The organism is Streptomyces sp. TP-A0356, from assembly GCF_001417775.1.
Lineage (GTDB): Bacteria > Actinomycetota > Actinomycetes > Streptomycetales > Streptomycetaceae > Streptomyces.
In genome coordinates, this window is record NZ_BBZJ01000017.1 from 353,776 (window position 1) to 373,067 (window position 19,292).

The window sequence follows — 19,292 nt, forward strand, 5'->3', positions numbered from 1 at the left end:
CGTCAGTGACCCCGCTCTGCCCCACCGTTGACCTGGATCACCTGCGCGGTGATGTGCCCGGCGCCCGGGGAGGCCAGCCAGTGCAGGGTCGCGGCGATGTCGCCGGGCGTACCGGCTCGGCCGGTCGACGTCTCCGCGACGAGCCGGTCGCGCCGCGCCGGGTCGATCGCCTCACCGAAGAAGTCGGTGTCCTCGACATAGCCGGGCGCGACCACGTTCACCGTGATGCCGCGGGGGCCCAGATCCCGGGCCAGATCGAAGGCGTACGGGTGCAGCGCGGCCTTGGACGCGGCGTACGCCCCGCTGCCGGAGCCACGGTAGGCGGCGATGGAGCTGAGGAAGAGGACGCGCCCGCCGGGTGAGGCCAGCCGCTCCCGCAGCGCCTCCGTGAGCAGCGCCGCGGTCAGCACGTTCTGCCGGAAGTTGACGGTCCAGGTGTGCGCGACCGCTTCGAGCGGCTCGTCGGTGTCGGCCCCGGCCTCCGGATTCCCGGCCCCACCCGCGTTGTTGACGAGGACGTCCACGGTGCCGAGCTCCGCGGCCACGAACTGGGCGACCCCGCGCACGGCGTGCGGATCGCTCAGGTCGGCCGCGTGGGTCAGCGCCCCGGGCACGTCGGCCTTCTCCAGCACCTCCGCCCGCCGCCCGAGGAGCAGCACCTGGTCCCCGTCCGCGGCGAAGGCCCGCGCCGCCGCAAGGCCGATTCCCGTACCGCCACCACTGATCACCACGTTGCGCGCCATGATCAGAGCCTACAAAGGAGGGACCGCGACGAGGGGTTGATTCAAGCCGATCCGTCCGCGGGTCTCGAAAGGCCGGTGTCTCCCGCACCGGCGGTGTCAGCGCAGGCTGCGCACGTCCAGATGGCGCAGCACCCGGTCGACGACCTCCGGGTCGGAGCCCGGTTCACTGCGCGCCGCCAGCACCTCGTGCCGTGCCGCGCTCAGCATCTCCCCCTGGATCCTGCGCAGCCGCTTCATGCGCCGGGCACGCTGCTCGTACGCCTCTCGCCGCTCCTCGTCGCCCAGGTCGGGGCTGATGCGCGCGCCGATGTCGAAGGCCCGCCGCAGCAACTGCTCGGACAACTCCTCCGGCAGCTCCTCGACCTCCTCGATCTCCTTCAGCCTCCGCTTCGCCGCCTTGGCCGCGCGGGTCGCCAGCGCCCGTTCGAACTCCTTCTCCCGCTCCGTGTCGGCCCGCACCCCCAGCTTCTTCACCAGCCACGGCAGGGTGAGTCCCTGGAGCACGAGCGTCGCCATGATGACGCCGAACGCGATGAAGACGATCTCGTTCCGGTCGGGGAAGGGTGATCCGTCGTCCCTCTTCAGCGGGATGGCCAGGGCCAGCGCCACCGACGCCACGCCCCGCATCCCCGACCACCACATGACGACGGTCTCGCGCCACGACGTGGGGATGTCCTCGTCGTGGTCCCGCTTGGCGTGCAGCCGCTTGGTCAGCCAGGTCGCGGGCAGCAGCCACGCAAGCCGTACGAGCACCACGACGGCCACGATCGCGGCGGCCCAGCCGAGCATCTGGCCCCACCGCCCGGACGCGGTGCGGAAGGCGTGGTGCAGTTCGAGTCCGATGAGCCCGAACGCGACCCCGGTGACCAGGGTGTCCACGATGTCCCAGAACGTATGTCCGGCCAGCCGCATCATCACGTCGTCCGGATCGGCGGCGTACTCCGCCAGGAACAGCGCGGTGGTGAGCACTGCCAGCACGCCGGAGCCGTGCAACTCCTCGGCCAGGACGTACGACGCGTACGGCACCAGAAGCGTCAGCCCGATCTGCAGGGTGGCGTCACCGAGGAGGTCCAGCAGCTTGTTGGCGGCCCAGCCGAGCGCGAGCCCGACGCCGAGGGCGACGGCCGCGGAGAGGGCCAGTTCCAGCAGGGCGTGCGGCAGCGAGAACGTCCCACTGACGGCGGCGGCGATCGCGACGTGGTACAGCACGATCGCCGTCACGTCGTTGAACAGGCCCTCGCCCTCCAGGATCGACACCAGTCGGCGGGGCAGTCCCAGCTGTCCCGCGACGGCGGTCGCCGCGACCGGGTCGGGCGGCGCGACCAGAGCCCCGAGGGCGATCGCGGCAGCGATCGGCAGTCCCGGCACGATCGCATGGGCGACGGCGGCCACACACACGGTCGTGACGAACACCAGCGCCACGGCCAGCAGGAAGATGGGCCGTCTGTTGGCCGCGAACTGCCGCCAGGAGGTGCGGCGTACGGCGGCGTACAACAGCGGCGGCAGCAGCGCGGGCAGGATCAGGCCGGGCGGGATGTTCACATCGGGCACGAAGTCCAGCACGGCCAGCACGATGCCGAGCAGTGTCATCAGCACCGGCGCCGGCAGCCGGAAGCGGTCCCCGACCGGTACGCTCACCACGGCCCCGAGCAACAGCAGCAGCAGGAGGGCCAATTGGTCCACGGTGGTGCGCTCCGGGAAGTTCGACGTTCACACGGCAGACCTCAAGCCTGCCATGTCATCCCCTGTCACCCGCGTTGCGGGCGCCGTCGGCCGCGTGCGACGCCCTCGGCGGCTTGCGGGCGCCCTCCGCTACAGAGGGCGGCGCATCGCCCGATGCGGTATGCCCGCGTCGGGGAACTCCGGCCCGTACGCCTCGTACCCCAGCCGCTCGTAGAAGCCCAGCGCATGCGTCTGCGCGTGCAGATCGACCGCCGTGAGCCCACGCGCGCGTGCCGCGTCCTCCATCGCCCGCACCAGCGCCGCGCCGACGCCAAGACCGCGCGCTTCCCGGGACACCGCGAGCCGCCCCAGGGAGCCCACGGACGGGTCGCCGCCGTTCTTGGCCGCGGCCGCCTCCCCGTGCAGCAGCCGGCCCGTCCCGAGCACCACGCCGCCCTCCCGTACGGCCAGGACGTGCACGGCGCCGGCGTCGTAGGCGTCGTACTCGATGTCCTCGGGGACGCCCTGCTCACGGACGAAGACTTCCTTGCGGACCGCGAAGCACGCCTCGCGGTCGGCGGGGTCCTCGGCGACCCGCACCACATACCCGGAACTCATGCCCAGCTCTCCTCACGCACCTTGTCCAGCGCCTTCTGCAGGTCGGTGGGGTAGGCGCTCTCGAACTCGACCCACTCCCCCTCCCCCGGATGCTCGAAGCCGAGGCGTACGGCGTGCAGCCACTGCCGGGTCAGGCCGAGCCGCTTGGCGATGGTCGGGTCCGCGCCGTACGTCAGGTCACCGACGCACGGGTGCCGGTGGGCGGCCATGTGGACACGGATCTGGTGGGTACGTCCCGTCTCCAGCTTGACGTCGAGCAGGGAGGCCGAGCGGAACGCCTCGATCAGGTCGTAGTGCGTGATGGAGGGCTTGCCGTCGGCGGTGACCGCCCACTTGTAGTCGTGGGTGGGGTGGCGGCCGATGGGCGCGTCGATGGTGCCGCTCGTCGGGTCCGGGTGACCCTGGACGAGGGTGTGGTAGCGCTTGTCGACCGTGCGCTCCTTGAACTGGCGCTTGAGCGAGGTGTACGCGCGCTCCGACTTGGCCACCACCATCAGGCCGGACGTGCCGACGTCGAGGCGGTGCACGATGCCCTGGCGCTCGGCGGCCCCCGATGTCGAGACGCGGTACCCGGCGGCGGCGAGACCGCCGATCACGGTCGGGCCTGACCAGCCGGGCGACGGGTGCGCGGCCACGCCGATCGGCTTGACGATCACGACCACGTCCTCGTCGTCGTGCACGATCTCCATGCCCTCGACCGGCTCCGCGACCACCTGAACCGGCGCGGGCGCCTGCGGCATCTCGACCTCCAGCCAGGCACCGCCGCGCACCCGCTCCGACTTGCCGACCACCGTGCCGTCGACCAGCACCTTGCCCGCGGCGGCCAGCTCCGCCGCCTTCGTACGGGAGAAGCCGAACATGCGGGAGATGGCGGCGTCGACGCGCTCGCCCTCCAGGCCGTCGGGCACGGGCAGGGTACGGATCTCGGGAAGCGTGCTCACCCGTCGAGTATGCCGGACGGGTCCGACAGCGCCGTACGAGAGGCCCGGGCGCTCAGTCCTTGTGGACCGTGCCGTCCGGGTCGAGGCCCCGGAAGGACAGCAGCACGATCAGGATGCCGCCGCAGACGATCGCCGAGTCGGCCAGGTTGAAGACGGCGAAGTGCTTGGGCGCGATGAAGTCGACCACCGCGCCCTGGAAGATGCCCGGGGAGCGGAAGATCCGGTCGGTGAGGTTGCCCAGGGCGCCGCCGAGCAGCAGGCCCAGCGCGATCGCCCAGGGCAGGCTGTAGAGCTTGCGCGCGAGGCGGGCGATCACCACGATCACGGCGGCCGCGATCACCGTGAAGATCACCGTGAAGGCCTCGCCGAAGCCGAAGGCGGCGCCCGGGTTGCGGATGGCCTCCAGCTTCAGCCAGTCCCCGATGATCCGGATCGGCACGTGGTGCTCCAGCTTCGCGACGACCATCAACTTGCTGATCAGGTCGAGCGCGTAGGCGAAGGCGGCGACCACGAACAGCACCGCGATCCGGCGCCTGCCCCGGGGATGCCCGGCTGCGCCGGACCCCGGCTCCCGCACGCCGGAGCCCTCGGCAGGCGTCTTCGCGGGCGCGACGGCGGAATCCGGGGCGGTTCGCTCACCGGAGGGAGCCCGGTGGCCGGACCGCTCCGGTCCGGCCCCCGCCGCGTCTGGGATATCCGGCGTACCGATGATGCGCTCCGCCTCTGCCACGTGAGTCCCTCAACCTAGGTGCCTGACTGAGGACGAGACTACGGCACCTCCCCGCAGGACACCGTGTTCAGGACGGGATCATCAGCGGCGTTCCTGCTTCTGCTTGCACTCCACGCACAGCGTGGCGCGCGGGAATGCCTGCATGCGGGCCTTGCCGATGGGGTTGCCGCAGTTCTCGCACAGGCCGTAGGTGCCGGCGTCGAGGCGTTCCAGGGCGCGCTCGGTCTGTTCGAGCATCTCGCGCGCGTTGGCGGCGAGCGCCATCTCGTGCTCGCGGGTGATGTTCTTGGCGCCGGTGTCCGCCTGGTCGTCACCGGCGCCGTCGCCCGAGTCGCGCATCAGTCCGGCCAGCGCCTGCTCGGACGCGTCGATCTCGCCGCGCAGCCGCACCGCCTCGGACTGGAGCTCCGCGCGTGCCTCGTCCACCTCTTCGGGGGTCCACGGGTCCTCGCCGGGGCGCACCGCCAACTCGCCGGGCTCCACCGCGGCGAGCCGTGCCTTGGGTACCGCGGTGGGGCTCTTCGCCGCCGTGGCCGTGCCAGGAGTCTTCTTCGCAACCACCGTCGTGGCTCCCGTCTGCTCGGCGACCTCGACCGTGCCCGCCTTCTTGGCCGTGCTCTTCTTGGCCGCGCTCTTCGTGGGGGTGCTCTTCTGGGTGCCGCCCTTCGCGACGGCGCTCTTGCGGGCAGCGGCCTTGACAGGAGCCGACTCCTCGCCGACGGCCTTCCTGGCCGCCGTCTCCCTCGCGGCGAGCTTCCTCGCCGCCGTCTCCTCCCTGACGGCCTTCCTGGCCGCCGTCTCCCTCGTGGCGACCTTCCTCGCCACCGTCTTCTTCGCGGCGACCTTCCTCGCCGCCGACGTCTTCGCCGCCGACTTCTTCGCGGGGACGCTCTTGGCCGCCGCCTTCTCGGCAACGGCCTTCTTCGCCACCTTCGTGGCTGGGGCCTTCTTCGCCACCTTCTTGGCCGGGGCCTTCTTCGCCACCTTCTTGGCAGCCGCCTTCTTCGCCACCTCCTTGGCCGGGGCCTTCTTCGCCACCTTCTTGGCAGCCGCCTTCTTCGCCACCTCCTTGGCCGGGGCCCTCTTTGCCACCTTCTTGGCGGCCGTGCCGCTCGCCGCCGTCCCTGTGCCGCTTGTGCCGGCCGCCGCCTTCTTCGCCGCCGGTCGCCGGGGACCGCCTTCCTCCTTGGTCGTCTTCCTGGACGCGGCCGCTCCCCCGGCCGCCCGCTTCGACGATGTCTCCTTGGACACCGCCGCCTTCTTGGCGGCGGACTTCCCGGCAGCCGCGGTCTTGGGAGCAGCCGCCTTCCCGGCGGCCTCCTTCCCGGTGGCCGTCGTCGTGCGGGTCTCCTTGGCAGGAGCCGTCTTCCCCGCGGCCGCCTTGTCAGGAGTTGCGCTCTTGGTGGCGGCCCTGGCGGAATCCGCCTCCTTGGCGGCCTTCGCAGAGGCCGCCTGCTGCACGGCACCCTTCACGGAAGGCGCCTCCTTCGCGGCCCTCTTGGCGGAGGCCGTCTCATTGCGGGCCGCCGTCCCAGGATCCGTCTCCCCGGCGGCTTCCGTTCCGGCGACCGTCCTCACGGTCGTTTGCTTCCCCGCGGCCGCCTCGTTGCGGGCCGCCTTCCTGGAGACCGATTGCTCGGTCGTCTCAGGAGCGGTCGTCCGCGACGCCGCCGCTTCCCCGGAGACCGTCTGCCGGGACACCGCGGGCCCGGCGGCCGCCCTTGCAGCAGCCGTCTCCTGGACAGCCGTATCCCCGGCAGCCGTCGCCGAAGCCTGCTTCGGCGTGCCCCCCGCCTCCATGGCAGCCGTCTGCCCGGCCGCCCTCGTCCGGCCGGCCCCGTCGGGCGCCGTGCCCAGCGTCGTCACCGGCCTGGCCTTCCGCCTCGCCGATGCCGCGTGGGTGTTCTTCCTGCCGTTCACATCCCTGGCCGCCACGCCGCCGGAGGCAGCCGCACCCGTGGATCTGCCGGACGCCGACTGCTGTACGGCCGTCTTCTTCGCCACCATGGCCGCGGCCCCTTCACACAGTGTGATTTCGCGCGCGAATCGTGCTGGGACGATAAATCGACTTCTGACCCGCGGCAACGGGGCACGCCAGCGCTTTGCCCGCCCCGCGCGTGCTCCGCGGCGAGCCTGCATCGGTTGTGCCCAGCTCTCCGCCCGGTAATCCGCCGGGCCGGGCGTCCGGGGGATCCGCACGTCGGCGCCTCGCCATTCGGGTCACCCGCCACCCCTCGCCGCCCCCGGCCGCGGGAGCGGGAAATCCGGTCGGCCGCGACGCGTGCGGCGCCGTACACTGGGCGGAGCGAAAAGCGTGGATGGGGACGAGTAGCGGCGTACGCAGCCATGAGCGACCCGGGGACGGTGGAAGCCCGGGGGCGAGCGCGACGCGAAGATCACCCCGGAGCCGCCGGAAGAACGCCCGCCCAGGGCCAGTAGAACCGGTATCGCGACCCCAATGAGGGGGCTCACCGGCGCGTACGGCGCACCGGGGAGCCAAGGAGGGTGGTACCGCGGGAGCGCGCCGCACACGGCGTACGGAGAATCGACACGATTCCCGGCTCTCGTCCCTCCGACGGAAGGCAGCACGTCCGCCGGAGGAAGATCCATGACGCAGTACCGCCAGGTGCCCGCCCAGGTCGACCTGCCCGCACTCGAGCACACCGTGCTCGACTTCTGGCGCGAGCAGAAGATCTTTGCCAAGAGCCTGGAGCAGTCCGAGGGCCGCCCCGAGTGGGTGTTCTACGAGGGCCCGCCCACGGCCAACGGCATGCCGGGCGCCCACCACATCGAGGCCCGCGTCTTCAAGGACGTCTTCCCGCGCTTCCGCACCATGCGCGGCTACCACGTGGCCCGCAAGGCCGGCTGGGACTGCCACGGCCTCCCGGTGGAGCTGGCGGTCGAGAAGGAGCTCGGCTTCAACGGCAAGAAGGACATCGAGGCGTACGGCATCGCCGAGTTCAACGCCAAGTGCCGCGCGTCCGTGACCCGCCACACCGACGCCTTCGCCGAGCTCACCACCCGTATGGGCTACTGGGTCGACCTGGACGACGCGTACCGCACGATGGACCCGGAGTACGTGGAGTCCGTCTGGTGGTCGCTGAAGGAGATCTTCGGCAAGGGGCTGCTGGTCCAGGACCACCGCGTCGCCCCCTGGTGCCCCCGCTGCGGCACGGGCCTGTCGGACCACGAGCTCGCGCAGGGCTACGAGACAGTCGTCGACCCGTCCGTCTACGTCCGTTTCCCGCTCACCTCCGGTCCGCTGGCCGGCGAGGCCTGGCTCCTGGTGTGGACGACGACCCCCTGGACGCTGGTCTCCAACACCGCGGTCGCCGCGCACCCCGAGGTCACCTATGTCGTCGCGACGAACGGCGAGGAGAAGCTCGTCGTCGCCGAGCCGCTCGTCGGGAAGGCGCTCGGAGAGGGCTGGGAGACCACGGGGCAGACCTTCACCGGAGCCGAGATGGAGCGCTGGTCGTACCAGCGTCCCTTCGAGCTGGTGGAGTTCCCCGCGCCGGCCCACTATGTGGTGAACGCGGAGTACGTCACCACCGAGGACGGCACGGGTCTGGTCCACCAGTCCCCCGCCTTCGGTGAGGACGACCTGAGGGTCTGCCGCGCGTACGGCCTGCCGGTGGTCAACCCGGTGCGCCCCGACGGCACCTTCGAGGAGGACGTCCCGCTGGTCGGCGGCGTCTTCTTCAAGAAGGCGGACGAGAAGCTCACGGAGGACCTCAAGCAGCGTGGGCTGCTCTTCAAGCACCTGCCCTACGAGCACAGCTACCCGCACTGCTGGCGCTGCCACACCGCGCTCCTCTACTACGCGCAGCCGTCCTGGTACATCCGCACCACGGCCATCAAGGACCGCCTGCTGCAGGAGAACGAGAAGACCAACTGGTACCCGGAGACGGTCAAGCACGGCCGCTTCGGCGACTGGCTGAACAACAACATCGACTGGGCGCTCTCCCGCAGCCGCTACTGGGGCACTCCGCTGCCGATCTGGCGCTGCGAGGACGACCACCTCACCTGTGTCGGCTCCCGCGCGGAACTGACCGAGCTCACCGGCACCGACCAGTCGGAGCTGGACCCGCACCGCCCGTTCATCGACGAGGTCACCTTCGCCTGCCCGCAGTGCGGCAGGACCGCCACGCGCGTGCCGGAGGTCATCGACGCCTGGTACGACTCGGGCTCGATGCCGTTCGCGCAGTGGGGCTACCCGTACAAGAACAAGGAACTGTTCGAGTCCCGCTACCCGGCGCAGTTCATCTCGGAAGCCATCGACCAGACCCGCGGCTGGTTCTACACGCTGATGGCGGTCGGCACGCTGGTGTTCGACAGGTCGTCGTACGAGAACGTCGTGTGCCTGGGCCACATCCTCGCCGAGGACGGCCGCAAGATGTCCAAGCACCTGGGCAACATCCTGCAGCCGATCCCGTTGATGGACCAGCACGGCGCGGACGCGGTCCGCTGGTTCATGGCCGCGGGCGGCTCCCCGTGGGCGGCCCGTCGCGTGGGGCACGGCACCATCCAGGAAGTCGTCCGCAAGACGCTCCTCACGTACTGGAACACGGTCGCCTTCCAGGCGCTGTACGCCCGTACGTGCGGCTGGGCCCCGTCCGGGGCCGACCCGGCCCCGGACGACCGCCCGGTCCTCGACCGCTGGCTGCTGTCGGAACTGCACGCGCTCACCGACCAGGTCACCCAGGCCCTGGAGGCGTACGACACCCAGCGCGCGGGCAAGCTCCTGTCGGCGTTCGTCGACGACCTGTCGAACTGGTACGTCCGCCGCTCCCGTCGCCGCTTCTGGCAGGGTGACAAGGCGGCGCTGCGCACGCTGCACGAGGTCCTGGAGACGGTCACCAAGCTGATGGCCCCGATCACCCCGTTCATCACCGAGCGGGTCTGGCAGGACCTCGTCGTGCCGGTGACCCCGGGCGCCCCGGAGTCGGTACACCTGGCGTCCTGGCCGGAGGCGGACCTCTCCGCGATCGACCCGGTGCTGTCCAAGCAGATGGTGCTGGTGCGCCGCCTCGTGGAGCTGGGCCGCGCCACCCGCGCGGAGTCGGGCGTGAAGACGCGTCAGCCGCTGTCCCGCGCGCTGGTCGCCGCGGCCGGCTTCGAGACGCTGGACACCGAGCTGCACACGCAGATCACGGAGGAGCTGAACGTCGAGGCGCTCGCGTCCCTGAGCGAGGTCGGGGGCTCGCTCGTCGACACGACGGCGAAGGCGAACTTCCGCGCGCTGGGCAAGCGGTTCGGCAAGCGCGTCCAGGACGTGGCCAAGGCCATCGCGAACGCGGATGCGGCGGCGCTGTCCCTGGCGCTGCGCGAGGGTACGGCGACGGTGGAGGTCGACGGTGAGACGGTCACCCTCGCCGCCGACGAGGTGATCATCACGGAGACCCCGCGGGAGGGCTGGTCGGTGGCGTCCGACTCCGGCGCGACGGTCGCCCTCGACCTGGAGATCACCGAGAAGCTCCGGCAGGCGGGCCTCGCCCGCGACGCGATCCGGCTGATCCAGGAGGCCCGCAAGAACAGCGGCCTGGACGTCGCCGACCGCATCGCGCTGCGCTGGACGTCCACGGACCCGGCGGTCATCGCGGCCCTGACCGAGCACTCCGAGCTGATCGCCGACGAGGTCCTGGCCACGGACTTCGCCCAGGGCGAGGCGGACGAGACATACGGTGAGCCGTTCGTCGACGAGTCCCTCTCCCTGACCTTCCGCCTGCGCAAGGCGTAACGGCCCACACGAAGGCCCGGACCCGCCGGAAGAATCTTGGCGGGTCCGGGCCTTCGGCGTTGCGTACGCACGCACAAGCGCTCCCACGTCCGAACACAGAGGCCGGTGCCTCCGAGCGCGCGTAGCACAAGGGCGGGGCCCCGGATCGAGATCCGGGGCCCCGCCCTGAACGCTGCCGACACCTACGGCGTACTCATGACCGTCAGTTGTCGTCCTCGTCGATGAGGAACCCGCGCATCGGCGACGGGGCCTGGCCCATCGGCGAAGGGCCCTGCGGGCGGACCGGCGCCATCGGCTGGGTCATCGCCGGGGACATCTGCTGCTGACCGCCGTAGGACGGGGCGGACGGAGCCGGGCCGCCGCCCATCGTCTGGCTGCCGCCGTACGACGGGGCGCTCGCACCCGCCGGAGCCATCGACGGCGCCGACGGCGACGGCAGGGAGGCCGTGGCCGGGGTGCGCGGCGGGGCCAGCGAGTCGTCGGCCTGGGTCTCCAGCTGGCGCAGCTGCGACTCCAGGTACGACTTCAGACGCGTGCGGTACTCGCGCTCGAAGCCGCGCAGGTCCTCGACCTTGCGCTCCAGCGTGGCGCGGGCGGACTCCAGCGAGCCCATCGCGACACGGTGCTTCTCCTGCGCGTCCCGCTCCAGGGCGTCGGCCTTGGCACGGGCGTCGCGCTCCAGACCCTCGGCGCGGCTGCGAGCCTCGCCGACGATCTTGTTGGCCTCGGAACGGGCCTCGGCGATCGCCTGGTCGGCGGTCTGCTGGGCCAGCGAGAGGACACGCGCGGCGCTGTCGCCGCCGGGACCCTGGCCGGGCCCGCCCATGGGACCACCCATGGGGCCGCCCATCGGACCACCCATGGGGCCGCCCATCTGCTGCTGCATCGGGGGCTGGCCCCCCATCGGCCCTTGACCCATCGGCCCTTGACCCATCGGACCCTGGCCCATCGGCCCCTGACCCATGGGGCCCTGGCCCATCGGACCCTGGCCCATCGGACCCTGACCCATCGGGCCGGGCCCCTGGGGACCACCCTGGCCGCCGCCCGGGCCGGCGGGCAGCTGCGGGGCACCGCTCGGCAGCTGGGGCGGGCCACCCATGGGGCCACCCATCTGCTGCTGCGGCGGGCCCGATATCCCGGCGGGGACGGGAGCCCCGGGACCGCGCATGCCCTGCTGCTGGTCCTGCGGCTCCGGGGGCTTGCGCATGTTCTGCTGGTTCTGCGCGGCGGCACGCGTGGCAGCGGCCAGCTTGGCGCGCAGGTCCTCGTTCTCCCGGAGCAGGCGGGTCAGTTCGGCTTCGACCTCGTCGAGGAAGGCATCGACCTCGTCCTCGTCATAGCCTTCTCGGAGGCGGACGGTCGTGAACTGCTTGTTCCGCACGTCCTCGGGGGTCAACGGCATCTCTTCACCTCAACGTAGTCATCGGCAACCGGCAAGACCGTATCGTCCACATTCACCTCGCGAAGCTGCCCACGATGGAGATCAGGATGTAGACGATGATCATCAGTACGAAGAAGGACAGGTCGAGCGCCACGCCCCCGAGACGCAGCGGCGGGATGAACCGCCGCAGAAGCTTCAACGGTGGATCAGTGACAGTGTAGGTGGCCTCCAGAATGACCACCATCGCCTTGCCGGGTTGCCATGAGCGGGCGAACTGGAAGACGTAGTCCATGACCAACCGGAAAATCAGCACGACGAGGAAGCACATCAGCGCGACTTTGATGACGTCCAAGACCACGCCCATGATCCGTGCTTCCCTCTCCCCTGTACCCGTGTCCGTCTTTCCGGTGGTGCGTCTCAGCTCTGGTTGAAGAACCCGCCCTCTGCGATGCGGGCCTTGTCCTCCGCCGTGACATCGACGTTAGCAGGCGACAACAGGAACACCTTCTGCGTCACCCGCTCGATGCTGCCGTGAAGACCAAACACCAAACCGGCCGCAAAGTCGACAAGTCGCTTCGCATCTGTGTCATCCATCTCAGTCAGATTCATGATCACCGGAGTGCCCTCACGGAAGTGTTCCCCGATGGTACGGGCCTCGTTGTAGGTCCGGGGGTGAAGCGTGGTGATCCGGTACGGCTCTCGTTCGGACACGACCTTGGGCATGATCACCGGTGCGTTCTTCTCCAGGCTCTGGCGTTCTTGTGTGATGGATGCCACGGGGGCGATGCGGGCCGGACGCCCGGATTCCGCGGGTAGCGAAGCGGATTGGGGCACCGGTTCACGTTGCGCCGGCGGCTGGACGACTCGCACCGATTCATCCCTTTGGGGTTGAAGTGCCTGGTGCGACTGGTGGGGCGGTTCATGCCGCCTGCGGTCCCGCTCCGGTTCCGGGTCGAGTTCGGGCTCGAAGTCGTCGTCGGGGTCGAATCCCCTGCCGTCGTACCCATCGTCCTCCACGAGGCCGAGGTAGACCGCCATCTTGCGCATCGCGCCGGCCATGCTCTGAGTCCTCCGCTCTGTGGTGGATCGACTGACGACTGCCAAATGCCCGCGATCCACGAGGTCGTTATGCCCGCCCATCAGCGGGAATGACCATATTTTCTGCTGTGGTCCGACTTCTTGGCGACGTTACCCGAGCCTGGGGCGGACTCCGAGTACCGCGGTGCCGACGCGCACATGTGTCGCCCCGGCGGCCACGGCCTGTTCGAGGTCCGCACTCATCCCTGCCGAGACCATGGTTGCAGCCGGATGGGCTCGGCGCAGGTCGGTCGACAAATCCATCAACCGCCCGAACGCCGCCTCTTGACGCCCCGCGTACTCTCCGGTGAGCGGGGCTACGGTCATCAGGCCGTCCAGCCTCAGCCCCGGAGCCTCCGCGACGAGGTCGCCCAACTCTTCGATTCCCGCGGGTGCCACACCTCCGCGCTCCCCGCGCCCGCTCTCGCTCGCGTCGAGGGCCACCTGCAGGAGGCAGCCCACCTCGCGCCCGGCCCGTACGGCCTCCCGTGACAGTGCTGTGACGAGCTTGGAACGATCTACGGACTGCACGAGATCCGCATAACCGACCACGGATCGCACCTTGTTGGTCTGCAATTGACCGACGAAGTGCCAGGTAAGCGGCAGATCCGAGCATGCGGCCGCCTTGGGAGCCGCGTCCTGGTCCCGGTTCTCGGCCACATGTCGCACACCGAGTTCCGACAGAATTCGCACATCGTCGGCGGGGTAGGTCTTGGTGACCACGATCAGGGTCACCTCCTCCCGCTTGCGCCCGGCGGCCCGGCAGGCGGCCGCGATGCGCTCCTCCACTTTCGCGAGGTTCGCGGCGATCTGGTGCTTACGATCCGTCATGCTCCATCAGTCCAGCCAGACGTAGCCCGCGAGCCGCCCAGTGGTGCGGTCGCGGCGGTACGAGAAGTGGTCGCCCGATTCGAGTGTGCACACCGGCGACTGCTCCCGGTCGCGCACCCCGAGCCGTTCGAGCTGCGCGTGCACGCCGGCGGTCACGTCGACCGCGGGAGTGCCCCAGCTGGTCTCGGCGTGCGCCGCCGGCTCGACGGCGGACACGTCGGCGCGCATCACCTCCGGCACCTCGTAGCACCGGCCGCAGACCGCGGGTCCCGTGCGGGCGACGATCCGGGACGGCTCGGCGCCCAGTTCCATCATCGCGCGTACCGCGGCGGGCACGACCCCGGCGACCATGCCGGGCCGGCCCGCGTGGGCGGCGGCCGCGATCCCGGCGACGGGGTCGGCGAGCAGAACGGGCGTGCAGTCCGCGGTGAGCACGGCGAGGGGGAGGCCGCGCCGCGCGGTGACGATCGCGTCCACGTCGGGCACCGGCTTCGCGCCCCAGGGCTCGTCGACCACCGCCACATCCGGTCCGTGCACCTGGTTCATCCAGACCACCCGGGCCGGGTCGAGTCCCAGCGACCGCGCGGCCAGCTCACGGTTGGTGCGCACGGCGTCGGGGTCGTCACCGACCGCGCCGCCGAGATTGAGCTCCTCGTACGGAGCGGCGCTCACCCCGCCCCACCGGTCGGTGAAGGCGAAGTGCGCGCCGCTCACGGTGTCGCGCTGTCCTATCACTTGAGGAAGTCCGGTACGTCCAGTTCCTCGGCGGCGCTGTCCGAGTAGGTCCGCGACGGCGGGACCACCGGCGGGGCCACCGGGAGGTCGCTCACCGGCTCCGGTTGGGGCTCCGGCATCTCCTTCGGCGTGACGCTGCCCAGCGAGCCGAACGACGGACGGCTCTCGGCGGGCCGGACCGGCTCCTCGCGCTTGACCGAGGACGAGCCGAGCACGTTCTCCCGCTTGGCCGGGGGCTGGCCGCCGTCGAAGCCGGCGGCGATCACGGTGACCCGTACCTCGTCCCCGAGGGCGTCGTCGATGACGGCGCCGAAGATGATGTTGGCCTCCGGGTGCGCGGCCTCGCTCACCAGCTGGGCGGCCTCGTTGATCTCGAAGAGGCCGAGGTCGGAACCGCCGGAGATGGACAGCAGCACACCGCGGGCGCCGTCGATGGACGCCTCGAGCAGCGGCGAGGAGATCGCCATCTCGGCCGCGGCCACCGCGCGGTCGTCGCCGCGCGCCGAGCCGATGCCCATGAGGGCCGAACCGGCCTCGGACATCACGGACTTGACGTCGGCGAAGTCGAGGTTGATCAGACCGGGGGTGGTGATGAGGTCGGTGATGCCCTGAACACCGGAGAGCAGCACCTGGTCCGCCGACTTGAAGGCGTCGAGGACGGAGACCTGGCGGTCCGAGATGGACAGCAGCCGGTCGTTCGGGATGACGATCAGGGTGTCGACCTCTTCGCGCAGCTCGGCGATGCCGTCCTCGGCCTGGTTGGCGCGGCGCCGTCCTTCGAAGGTGAACGGGCGCGTGACCACGCCGATGGTGAGGGCGCCGAGAGAGCGCGCGATGTTGGCCACGACCGGCGCGCCGCCGGTGCCGGTTCCGCCGCCTTCTCCGGCCGTGACGAAGACCATGTCGGCCCCCTTGAGGACCTCCTCGATCTCCTCGCGGTGGTCCTCGGCGGCCTTGCGGCCGACGGCCGGGTTGGCGCCGGCGCCGAGTCCGCGGGTGAGTTCGCGGCCGACGTCGAGCTTGACGTCGGCGTCGCTCATCAACAGAGCTTGCGCGTCGGTGTTGATGGCGATGAACTCGACGCCCTTGAGACCGACCTCGATCATCCGGTTGATGGCATTGACACCACCGCCGCCGACACCGATGACCTTGATGACTGCGAGGTAGTTCTGCGGTGCTGCCACGTCGAAGGCCTCTCGCCTCGAATTACGTTGCCCTCGTCCCCCGGGTGCCCCGCGGTCCGACGGCTGATGCCGAATGGGACGGTCCGAACGCCGACCCGAACCCTAACCCTGAAGTTTAGGGTTACCAGTGTGTCTGTTCCTTGGACTCTTCCGAACAGGACACTAAGTCGACAAGTGGCGCACGTTCAACGAACACGCCGAACCTCCCGTTTTTCTTTTCACCCTATGTGATCAGCCATAGCAGTGCCCAACCAGGGTGCTGGCCTGCGCGGATGTGCGTCAACTCCCCGATGACGCAGGGGCGGTGGGAACGCTCACGTCGAAATGCCGGGCACGCGGGGCGGCTCTCATCAGGGCGCTCAGCGTGGCCGCCTTCGCTCCGCCCTTCTCGTCACTGCCCCACATCACGCTCCGACCGCCCGTCAACTCCAGCGAGATGGAGTCGTACGAACCGACCTTGACGGTCCGTATGTCGCGGGCCACGGCGGCCGGTACCTCCCGGGCCACACGGGCCGCCTCGCGGGTCAGCCGGTCGATGCCGAAGCGGCGCAGACCGACCGACCGGGACACCGTCAATTGCAGTGCGGGAACGCCCGCCGGGGGGTGGGGAACCGTGGCGAAACGCACGCCTTCGCCGTCCACTTCGACGAACTTTCCGCCGTCCCCGACGACCAGGACGGGAGTACGTTCGGTCACCTTCAGGCCGATTCCACGGGGCCACGATCGGACGACGTCAACCGAGTCGATCCGGGGCAGTCTCCGGCGCAGACGGGCCCCGATCGCATCGGTGTCGAGGGAGATCAGGGGAGTTCCGAGCCGTACGCCGGCCGCCTCGCGCACCTGTGTCTCGGTCAGAACGCGCGCCCCGGAGACGGAGACCCGCTGAACGCGCAGCCACGGGGAGCCGTACAGCAGCCAGATGCAGCCGCCGACCACCAACCCGAAGGCGCACAAAAGGATGATGAGCATACGAAGGCGCAGCAGCCGCCCGGTGCGGGGCGGCCGGTGCGGGCCGGACTCCCGTTGGTGCCGTTCGCCGCTCTCGGCGGTCGTCGGTCCGGCCACGCTCCCTGCCTTCCCTCATGTGGTCCTAGTGGTGGCGCGAGGCGATCGCCTCGTACACCATGCCGACGAGCAGGTCGTCGGCGTCCCGGCGGCCGAACTCGGCTGCGGCGCGGGACATCTGGTACAGCCGGTGCGGGTCGGCGAGCACGGGCAGGACGTTCTGCTGAACCCACTCGGGGGTGAGTTCCGCGTCGTCGACCAGCAGTCCGCCGCCGGCCTTGACCACCGGCTGGGCGTTCAGCCGCTGTTCGCCGTTGCCGATGGGCAGCGGAACGTACGCGGCCGGGAGTCCGACGGCGGAGAGCTCGGCGACGGTCATCGCGCCCGCACGGCAGAGCATCATGTCGGCCGCCGCGTACGCGAGGTCCATCCGGTCCACGTACGGTACCGGGACGTAGGGGGGCATCCCCGGCATCTGGTGCACCTGCGGCAGTTCGTTCTTCGGGCCGACCGCGTGCAGGATCTGGATGCCCGACTGCTGGAGGTAGGGGGCGACCTGCTGGACCACCTCGTTGAGCCGGCGGGCGCCCTGCGAGCCGCCGGAGACCAGCAGTGTGGGCAGGTTGGGGTCGAGACCGAACGCGGCGCGGGCCTCCGGGCGCACGGCGGCCCGGTCCAGGGTCGCGATCGAGCGGCGCAGCGGGATGCCGATGTACCGGGCGCCTCGCAGCTTGCTGTCCGGGGTGGATACGGCGACCTGGGCCGCGTACCGGGAGCCGATCTTGTTGGCCAGGCCGGGGCGCGCATTGGCCTCGTGGATGACGATCGGCACACCCAGGCGCTTGGCGGCGAGATAGCCGGGCAGGGCGACATAGCCGCCGAAGCCGACGACGACGTCCGCCTTGGTGCGCTCCAGGATCTGCTCGGCCGCCTTGATCGTGCCGCGCAGCCGCCCGGGGACCGTGATCAGCTCGGGGGTGGGCTTGCGCGGCAGGGGGACGGCGGGGATCAGCGCGAGTTCATAGCCCCGCTCGGGGACGAGCCTGGTCTCCAGGCCGCGCTCCGTGCCCAGGGCCGTGATCCCCACGGTCGGATCCTGCCTGCGCAGGGCGTCCGCGAGGGCGAGCGCGGGCTCGATGTGGCCGGCGGTCCCCCCACCGGCGAGTACGACATGCACCGAAATTCACCGCTCTCCGGACGAACGCGCCGCCGAGGCACGCCGTCGCATCGTGTTCCATCTCCGAGGTCCCGAAGGACCTCCAGCCCGCTTTCTACCAAAGCGGGGTTGCCGCATCGCAAGCGCCGCCCGCGCACCGGGCTCGTCGCGCGCGAAGGCGATCAGCAGCCCGATGGCGAACATGGTCGGCAACAGGGCGGATCCCCCGTAGGAGAACAGCGGGAGGGGGACACCGGCGATCGGCAGCAGACCGAGCACCGCACCCATGTTGATCACCGCCTGCGCGATGATCCAGGTCGTCACGCCTCCCGCGGCATACCTCACGAAGGGATCCTCCGTGCGTCCGGCCACGCGGATACCCGCATAGCCTAGAGCCGCGAAGAGGGCGACCACCGACAGCGTCCCCGCGAGGCCCAGTTCCTCACCGGTGACGGCGAAGATGAAGTCGGTGTGTGCTTCGGGCAGTTGGCCCCATTTCTCCACACTGGCACCGAGTCCGGAACCGAAAATTCCACCCGACGCGAGCGCGTAGATGCCATGCACGCCCTGCCAGCAGATGTCGTTCGGTCCGGGGTCGGTGGCGCCGATGCAGGCGAGCCGGTTCAAGCGGTGCGGGCTGGTCTCGATGGCGATGGCAGCGAGCACCACGGCGACGGTCAGCACGCCGACGAACAGTCGGGTGGGCGCCCCGGCCATCCACAGCAGGCCGAACAGGATCGCGGTCAGGATGATCGTCGTGCCCATGTCGCCGCCGAGCATGATCAGCCCGAGCAGCAGGAACGTCACCGGCACCAGCGGCACCAGCATGTGCTTCCACTGTGTGAGCAGCCGCTTCTCCTGCTTGCGCGCGATGAGGTCGGCGCCCCACAGCACCAGCGCGAGCTTGCCGAACTCGCTGGGCTGGATCTGGAAGGAACCGCCGAGCGAGATCCAGTTCTGGTTGCCGTTGACCGCCATCCCTATCCCCGGCACCTGCACCAGGACCAGCAGGACGACGCTGCCCGCCAGTATCGGATACGCCAGCGCCCGGTGCAGCTTCGCGGGCATCCGCGAGGCGACGACCAGCAGCACGGCCCCGATCGAGGCAGCGAGGAACTGCTTGCGGAAGAAGTAAGAGCCGGGCAGCGACATCTGCAGCGCGGTGATCTGCGACGCCGAGTAGACCATCACCAGACCCAGCACGGTGATCAGCAGACTGCCGCCGAGGATCAGGTAGTAGGCGGTCAGGGGCCGGTCCCAGGCCCGCCGGGCACGCGCGAGGAGCCGGGCGACGGGGTTGTCGCCCGAGGGCCGCGGGGCAGGGGGGCGCTTGGGGGGCCGCTGGACGGTACGGCTACCGGGCACCGGCGCTCACCCCCGTCACACCGGGGGAGAACGTCCCGCCGGGGGTCGCCCCGGGCGGGGAATGCCACCGCCGGATCCCCGGCCACATCCGAGTCACGCGTCCCTCCCAAGCATTCCGGGCTCG

At 70.5% G+C, this 19,292-nt stretch carries 16 protein-coding genes; 1 reads left to right on the forward strand and 15 read right to left on the reverse strand.

Annotation, left to right across the window (positions count from 1 at the left end; genetic code table 11):
* Positions 1-2: 2 nt before the first annotated feature.
* The 6 genes from ASC56_RS14730 to ASC56_RS43105 form a co-directional block, all read right to left on the reverse strand.
* Positions 3-743, reverse strand: coding sequence for an SDR family NAD(P)-dependent oxidoreductase (locus ASC56_RS14730; protein ID WP_055491821.1), 741 nt, complete (start codon positions 741-743; stop codon positions 3-5).
* Positions 744-839: 96 nt separating this feature from the next.
* Positions 840-2,426 carry a Na+/H+ antiporter gene (locus ASC56_RS14735; RefSeq protein ID WP_055491822.1) on the reverse strand — a complete coding sequence of 529 codons (1,587 nt, stop codon included), beginning with the start codon at positions 2,424-2,426 and terminating at the stop codon, positions 840-842.
* Between the two features lie 129 nt (positions 2,427-2,555).
* On the reverse strand, positions 2,556-3,023 hold the full coding sequence (locus ASC56_RS14740) for a GNAT family N-acetyltransferase (RefSeq protein WP_055491823.1): 468 nt from the start codon (positions 3,021-3,023) through the stop codon (positions 2,556-2,558).
* Positions 3,020-3,964: an RluA family pseudouridine synthase gene (locus tag ASC56_RS14745; RefSeq protein ID WP_055491824.1), complete on the reverse strand. Its 945-nt coding sequence runs from the start codon at positions 3,962-3,964 to the stop codon at positions 3,020-3,022. The genes ASC56_RS14740 and ASC56_RS14745 overlap by 4 nt, the downstream gene beginning before the upstream one ends.
* Positions 3,965-4,016: 52 nt before the next feature.
* Positions 4,017-4,694 (reverse strand): signal peptidase II, encoded by a 678-nt coding sequence (gene lspA, locus ASC56_RS14750; protein WP_055491825.1) that lies wholly within the window; start codon positions 4,692-4,694, stop codon positions 4,017-4,019.
* Between the two features lie 81 nt (positions 4,695-4,775).
* Positions 4,776-6,701 carry a TraR/DksA C4-type zinc finger protein gene (locus tag ASC56_RS43105; RefSeq protein ID WP_371330066.1) on the reverse strand — a complete coding sequence of 642 codons (1,926 nt, stop codon included), beginning with the start codon at positions 6,699-6,701 and terminating at the stop codon, positions 4,776-4,778.
* Positions 6,702-7,302: 601 nt separating this feature from the next.
* On the opposite strand from ASC56_RS43105, the gene ileS reads away from it, so the two are divergent.
* Positions 7,303-10,434 carry an isoleucine--tRNA ligase gene (ileS, locus tag ASC56_RS14765; RefSeq protein ID WP_055491827.1) on the forward strand — a complete coding sequence of 1,044 codons (3,132 nt, stop codon included), beginning with the start codon at positions 7,303-7,305 and terminating at the stop codon, positions 10,432-10,434.
* A gap of 202 nt (positions 10,435-10,636) precedes the next feature.
* Here ileS and ASC56_RS14770 read toward each other — a convergent pair whose 3' ends face one another.
* The 9 genes from ASC56_RS14770 to ftsW all read right to left on the reverse strand — a co-directional run bounded on the left by ASC56_RS14770 (position 10,637) and on the right by ftsW (position 19,168).
* Positions 10,637-11,836, reverse strand: a complete 1,200-nt coding sequence (locus ASC56_RS14770) for a DivIVA domain-containing protein (RefSeq protein WP_055491828.1) — start codon at positions 11,834-11,836, stop codon at positions 10,637-10,639.
* 52 nt (positions 11,837-11,888) lie between these two features.
* A complete protein-coding gene (locus ASC56_RS14775; protein WP_055491829.1) occupies positions 11,889-12,179 on the reverse strand; it encodes a YggT family protein in 291 nt (96 codons plus the stop codon).
* Between the two features lie 53 nt (positions 12,180-12,232).
* A complete protein-coding gene (gene sepF, locus ASC56_RS14780) occupies positions 12,233-12,874 on the reverse strand; it encodes a cell division protein SepF (RefSeq protein ID WP_055491830.1) in 642 nt (213 codons plus the stop codon).
* Positions 12,875-13,003: 129 nt separating this feature from the next.
* Positions 13,004-13,723 carry a YggS family pyridoxal phosphate-dependent enzyme gene (locus tag ASC56_RS14785; RefSeq protein WP_055491831.1) on the reverse strand — a complete coding sequence of 240 codons (720 nt, stop codon included), beginning with the start codon at positions 13,721-13,723 and terminating at the stop codon, positions 13,004-13,006.
* Positions 13,724-13,729: 6 nt separating this feature from the next.
* On the reverse strand, positions 13,730-14,458 hold the full coding sequence (gene pgeF, locus ASC56_RS14790) for a peptidoglycan editing factor PgeF (protein WP_055491832.1): 729 nt from the start codon (positions 14,456-14,458) through the stop codon (positions 13,730-13,732).
* The gene (gene ftsZ, locus ASC56_RS14795) at positions 14,455-15,642 is read right to left on the reverse strand and encodes a cell division protein FtsZ (RefSeq protein WP_055491833.1); all 1,188 of its coding nucleotides are present in this window, start codon (positions 15,640-15,642) and stop codon (positions 14,455-14,457) included. Before ftsZ ends, pgeF begins: the two co-directional genes overlap by 4 nt.
* 279 nt (positions 15,643-15,921) lie before the next feature.
* Positions 15,922-16,707: a cell division protein FtsQ/DivIB gene (locus tag ASC56_RS14800; RefSeq protein WP_055491834.1), complete on the reverse strand. Its 786-nt coding sequence runs from the start codon at positions 16,705-16,707 to the stop codon at positions 15,922-15,924.
* A 25-nt stretch (positions 16,708-16,732) separates the two neighbouring features.
* Positions 16,733-17,824 carry an undecaprenyldiphospho-muramoylpentapeptide beta-N-acetylglucosaminyltransferase gene (gene murG / locus ASC56_RS14805; protein ID WP_055491835.1) on the reverse strand — a complete coding sequence of 364 codons (1,092 nt, stop codon included), beginning with the start codon at positions 17,822-17,824 and terminating at the stop codon, positions 16,733-16,735.
* A gap of 6 nt (positions 17,825-17,830) precedes the next feature.
* Positions 17,831-19,168, reverse strand: a complete 1,338-nt coding sequence (gene ftsW, locus ASC56_RS14810; protein WP_055491836.1) for a putative lipid II flippase FtsW — start codon at positions 19,166-19,168, stop codon at positions 17,831-17,833.
* Positions 19,169-19,292: the final 124 nt, after the last annotated feature.

What these genes read in the sequence shown, in the direction of transcription:
- ileS (WP_055491827.1), top strand. Translation starts at nt 7,303, where the DNA reads ATGACGCAGTACCGCCAGGTGCCCGCCCAGGTCGACCTGCCCGCACTC.
- ASC56_RS14730 (WP_055491821.1), bottom strand. Translation starts at nt 743, where the DNA reads ATGGCGCGCAACGTGGTGATCAGTGGTGGCGGTACGGGAATCGGCCTT.
- ASC56_RS43105 (WP_371330066.1), bottom strand. Translation starts at nt 6,701, where the DNA reads ATGGTGGCGAAGAAGACGGCCGTACAGCAGTCGGCGTCCGGCAGATCC.
- ASC56_RS14740 (WP_055491823.1), bottom strand. Translation starts at nt 3,023, where the DNA reads ATGAGTTCCGGGTATGTGGTGCGGGTCGCCGAGGACCCCGCCGACCGC.
- ASC56_RS14785 (WP_055491831.1), bottom strand. Translation starts at nt 13,723, where the DNA reads ATGACGGATCGTAAGCACCAGATCGCCGCGAACCTCGCGAAAGTGGAG.
- ASC56_RS14775 (WP_055491829.1), bottom strand. Translation starts at nt 12,179, where the DNA reads ATGGGCGTGGTCTTGGACGTCATCAAAGTCGCGCTGATGTGCTTCCTC.
- sepF (WP_055491830.1), bottom strand. Translation starts at nt 12,874, where the DNA reads ATGGCCGGCGCGATGCGCAAGATGGCGGTCTACCTCGGCCTCGTGGAG.
- ASC56_RS14770 (WP_055491828.1), bottom strand. Translation starts at nt 11,836, where the DNA reads ATGCCGTTGACCCCCGAGGACGTGCGGAACAAGCAGTTCACGACCGTC.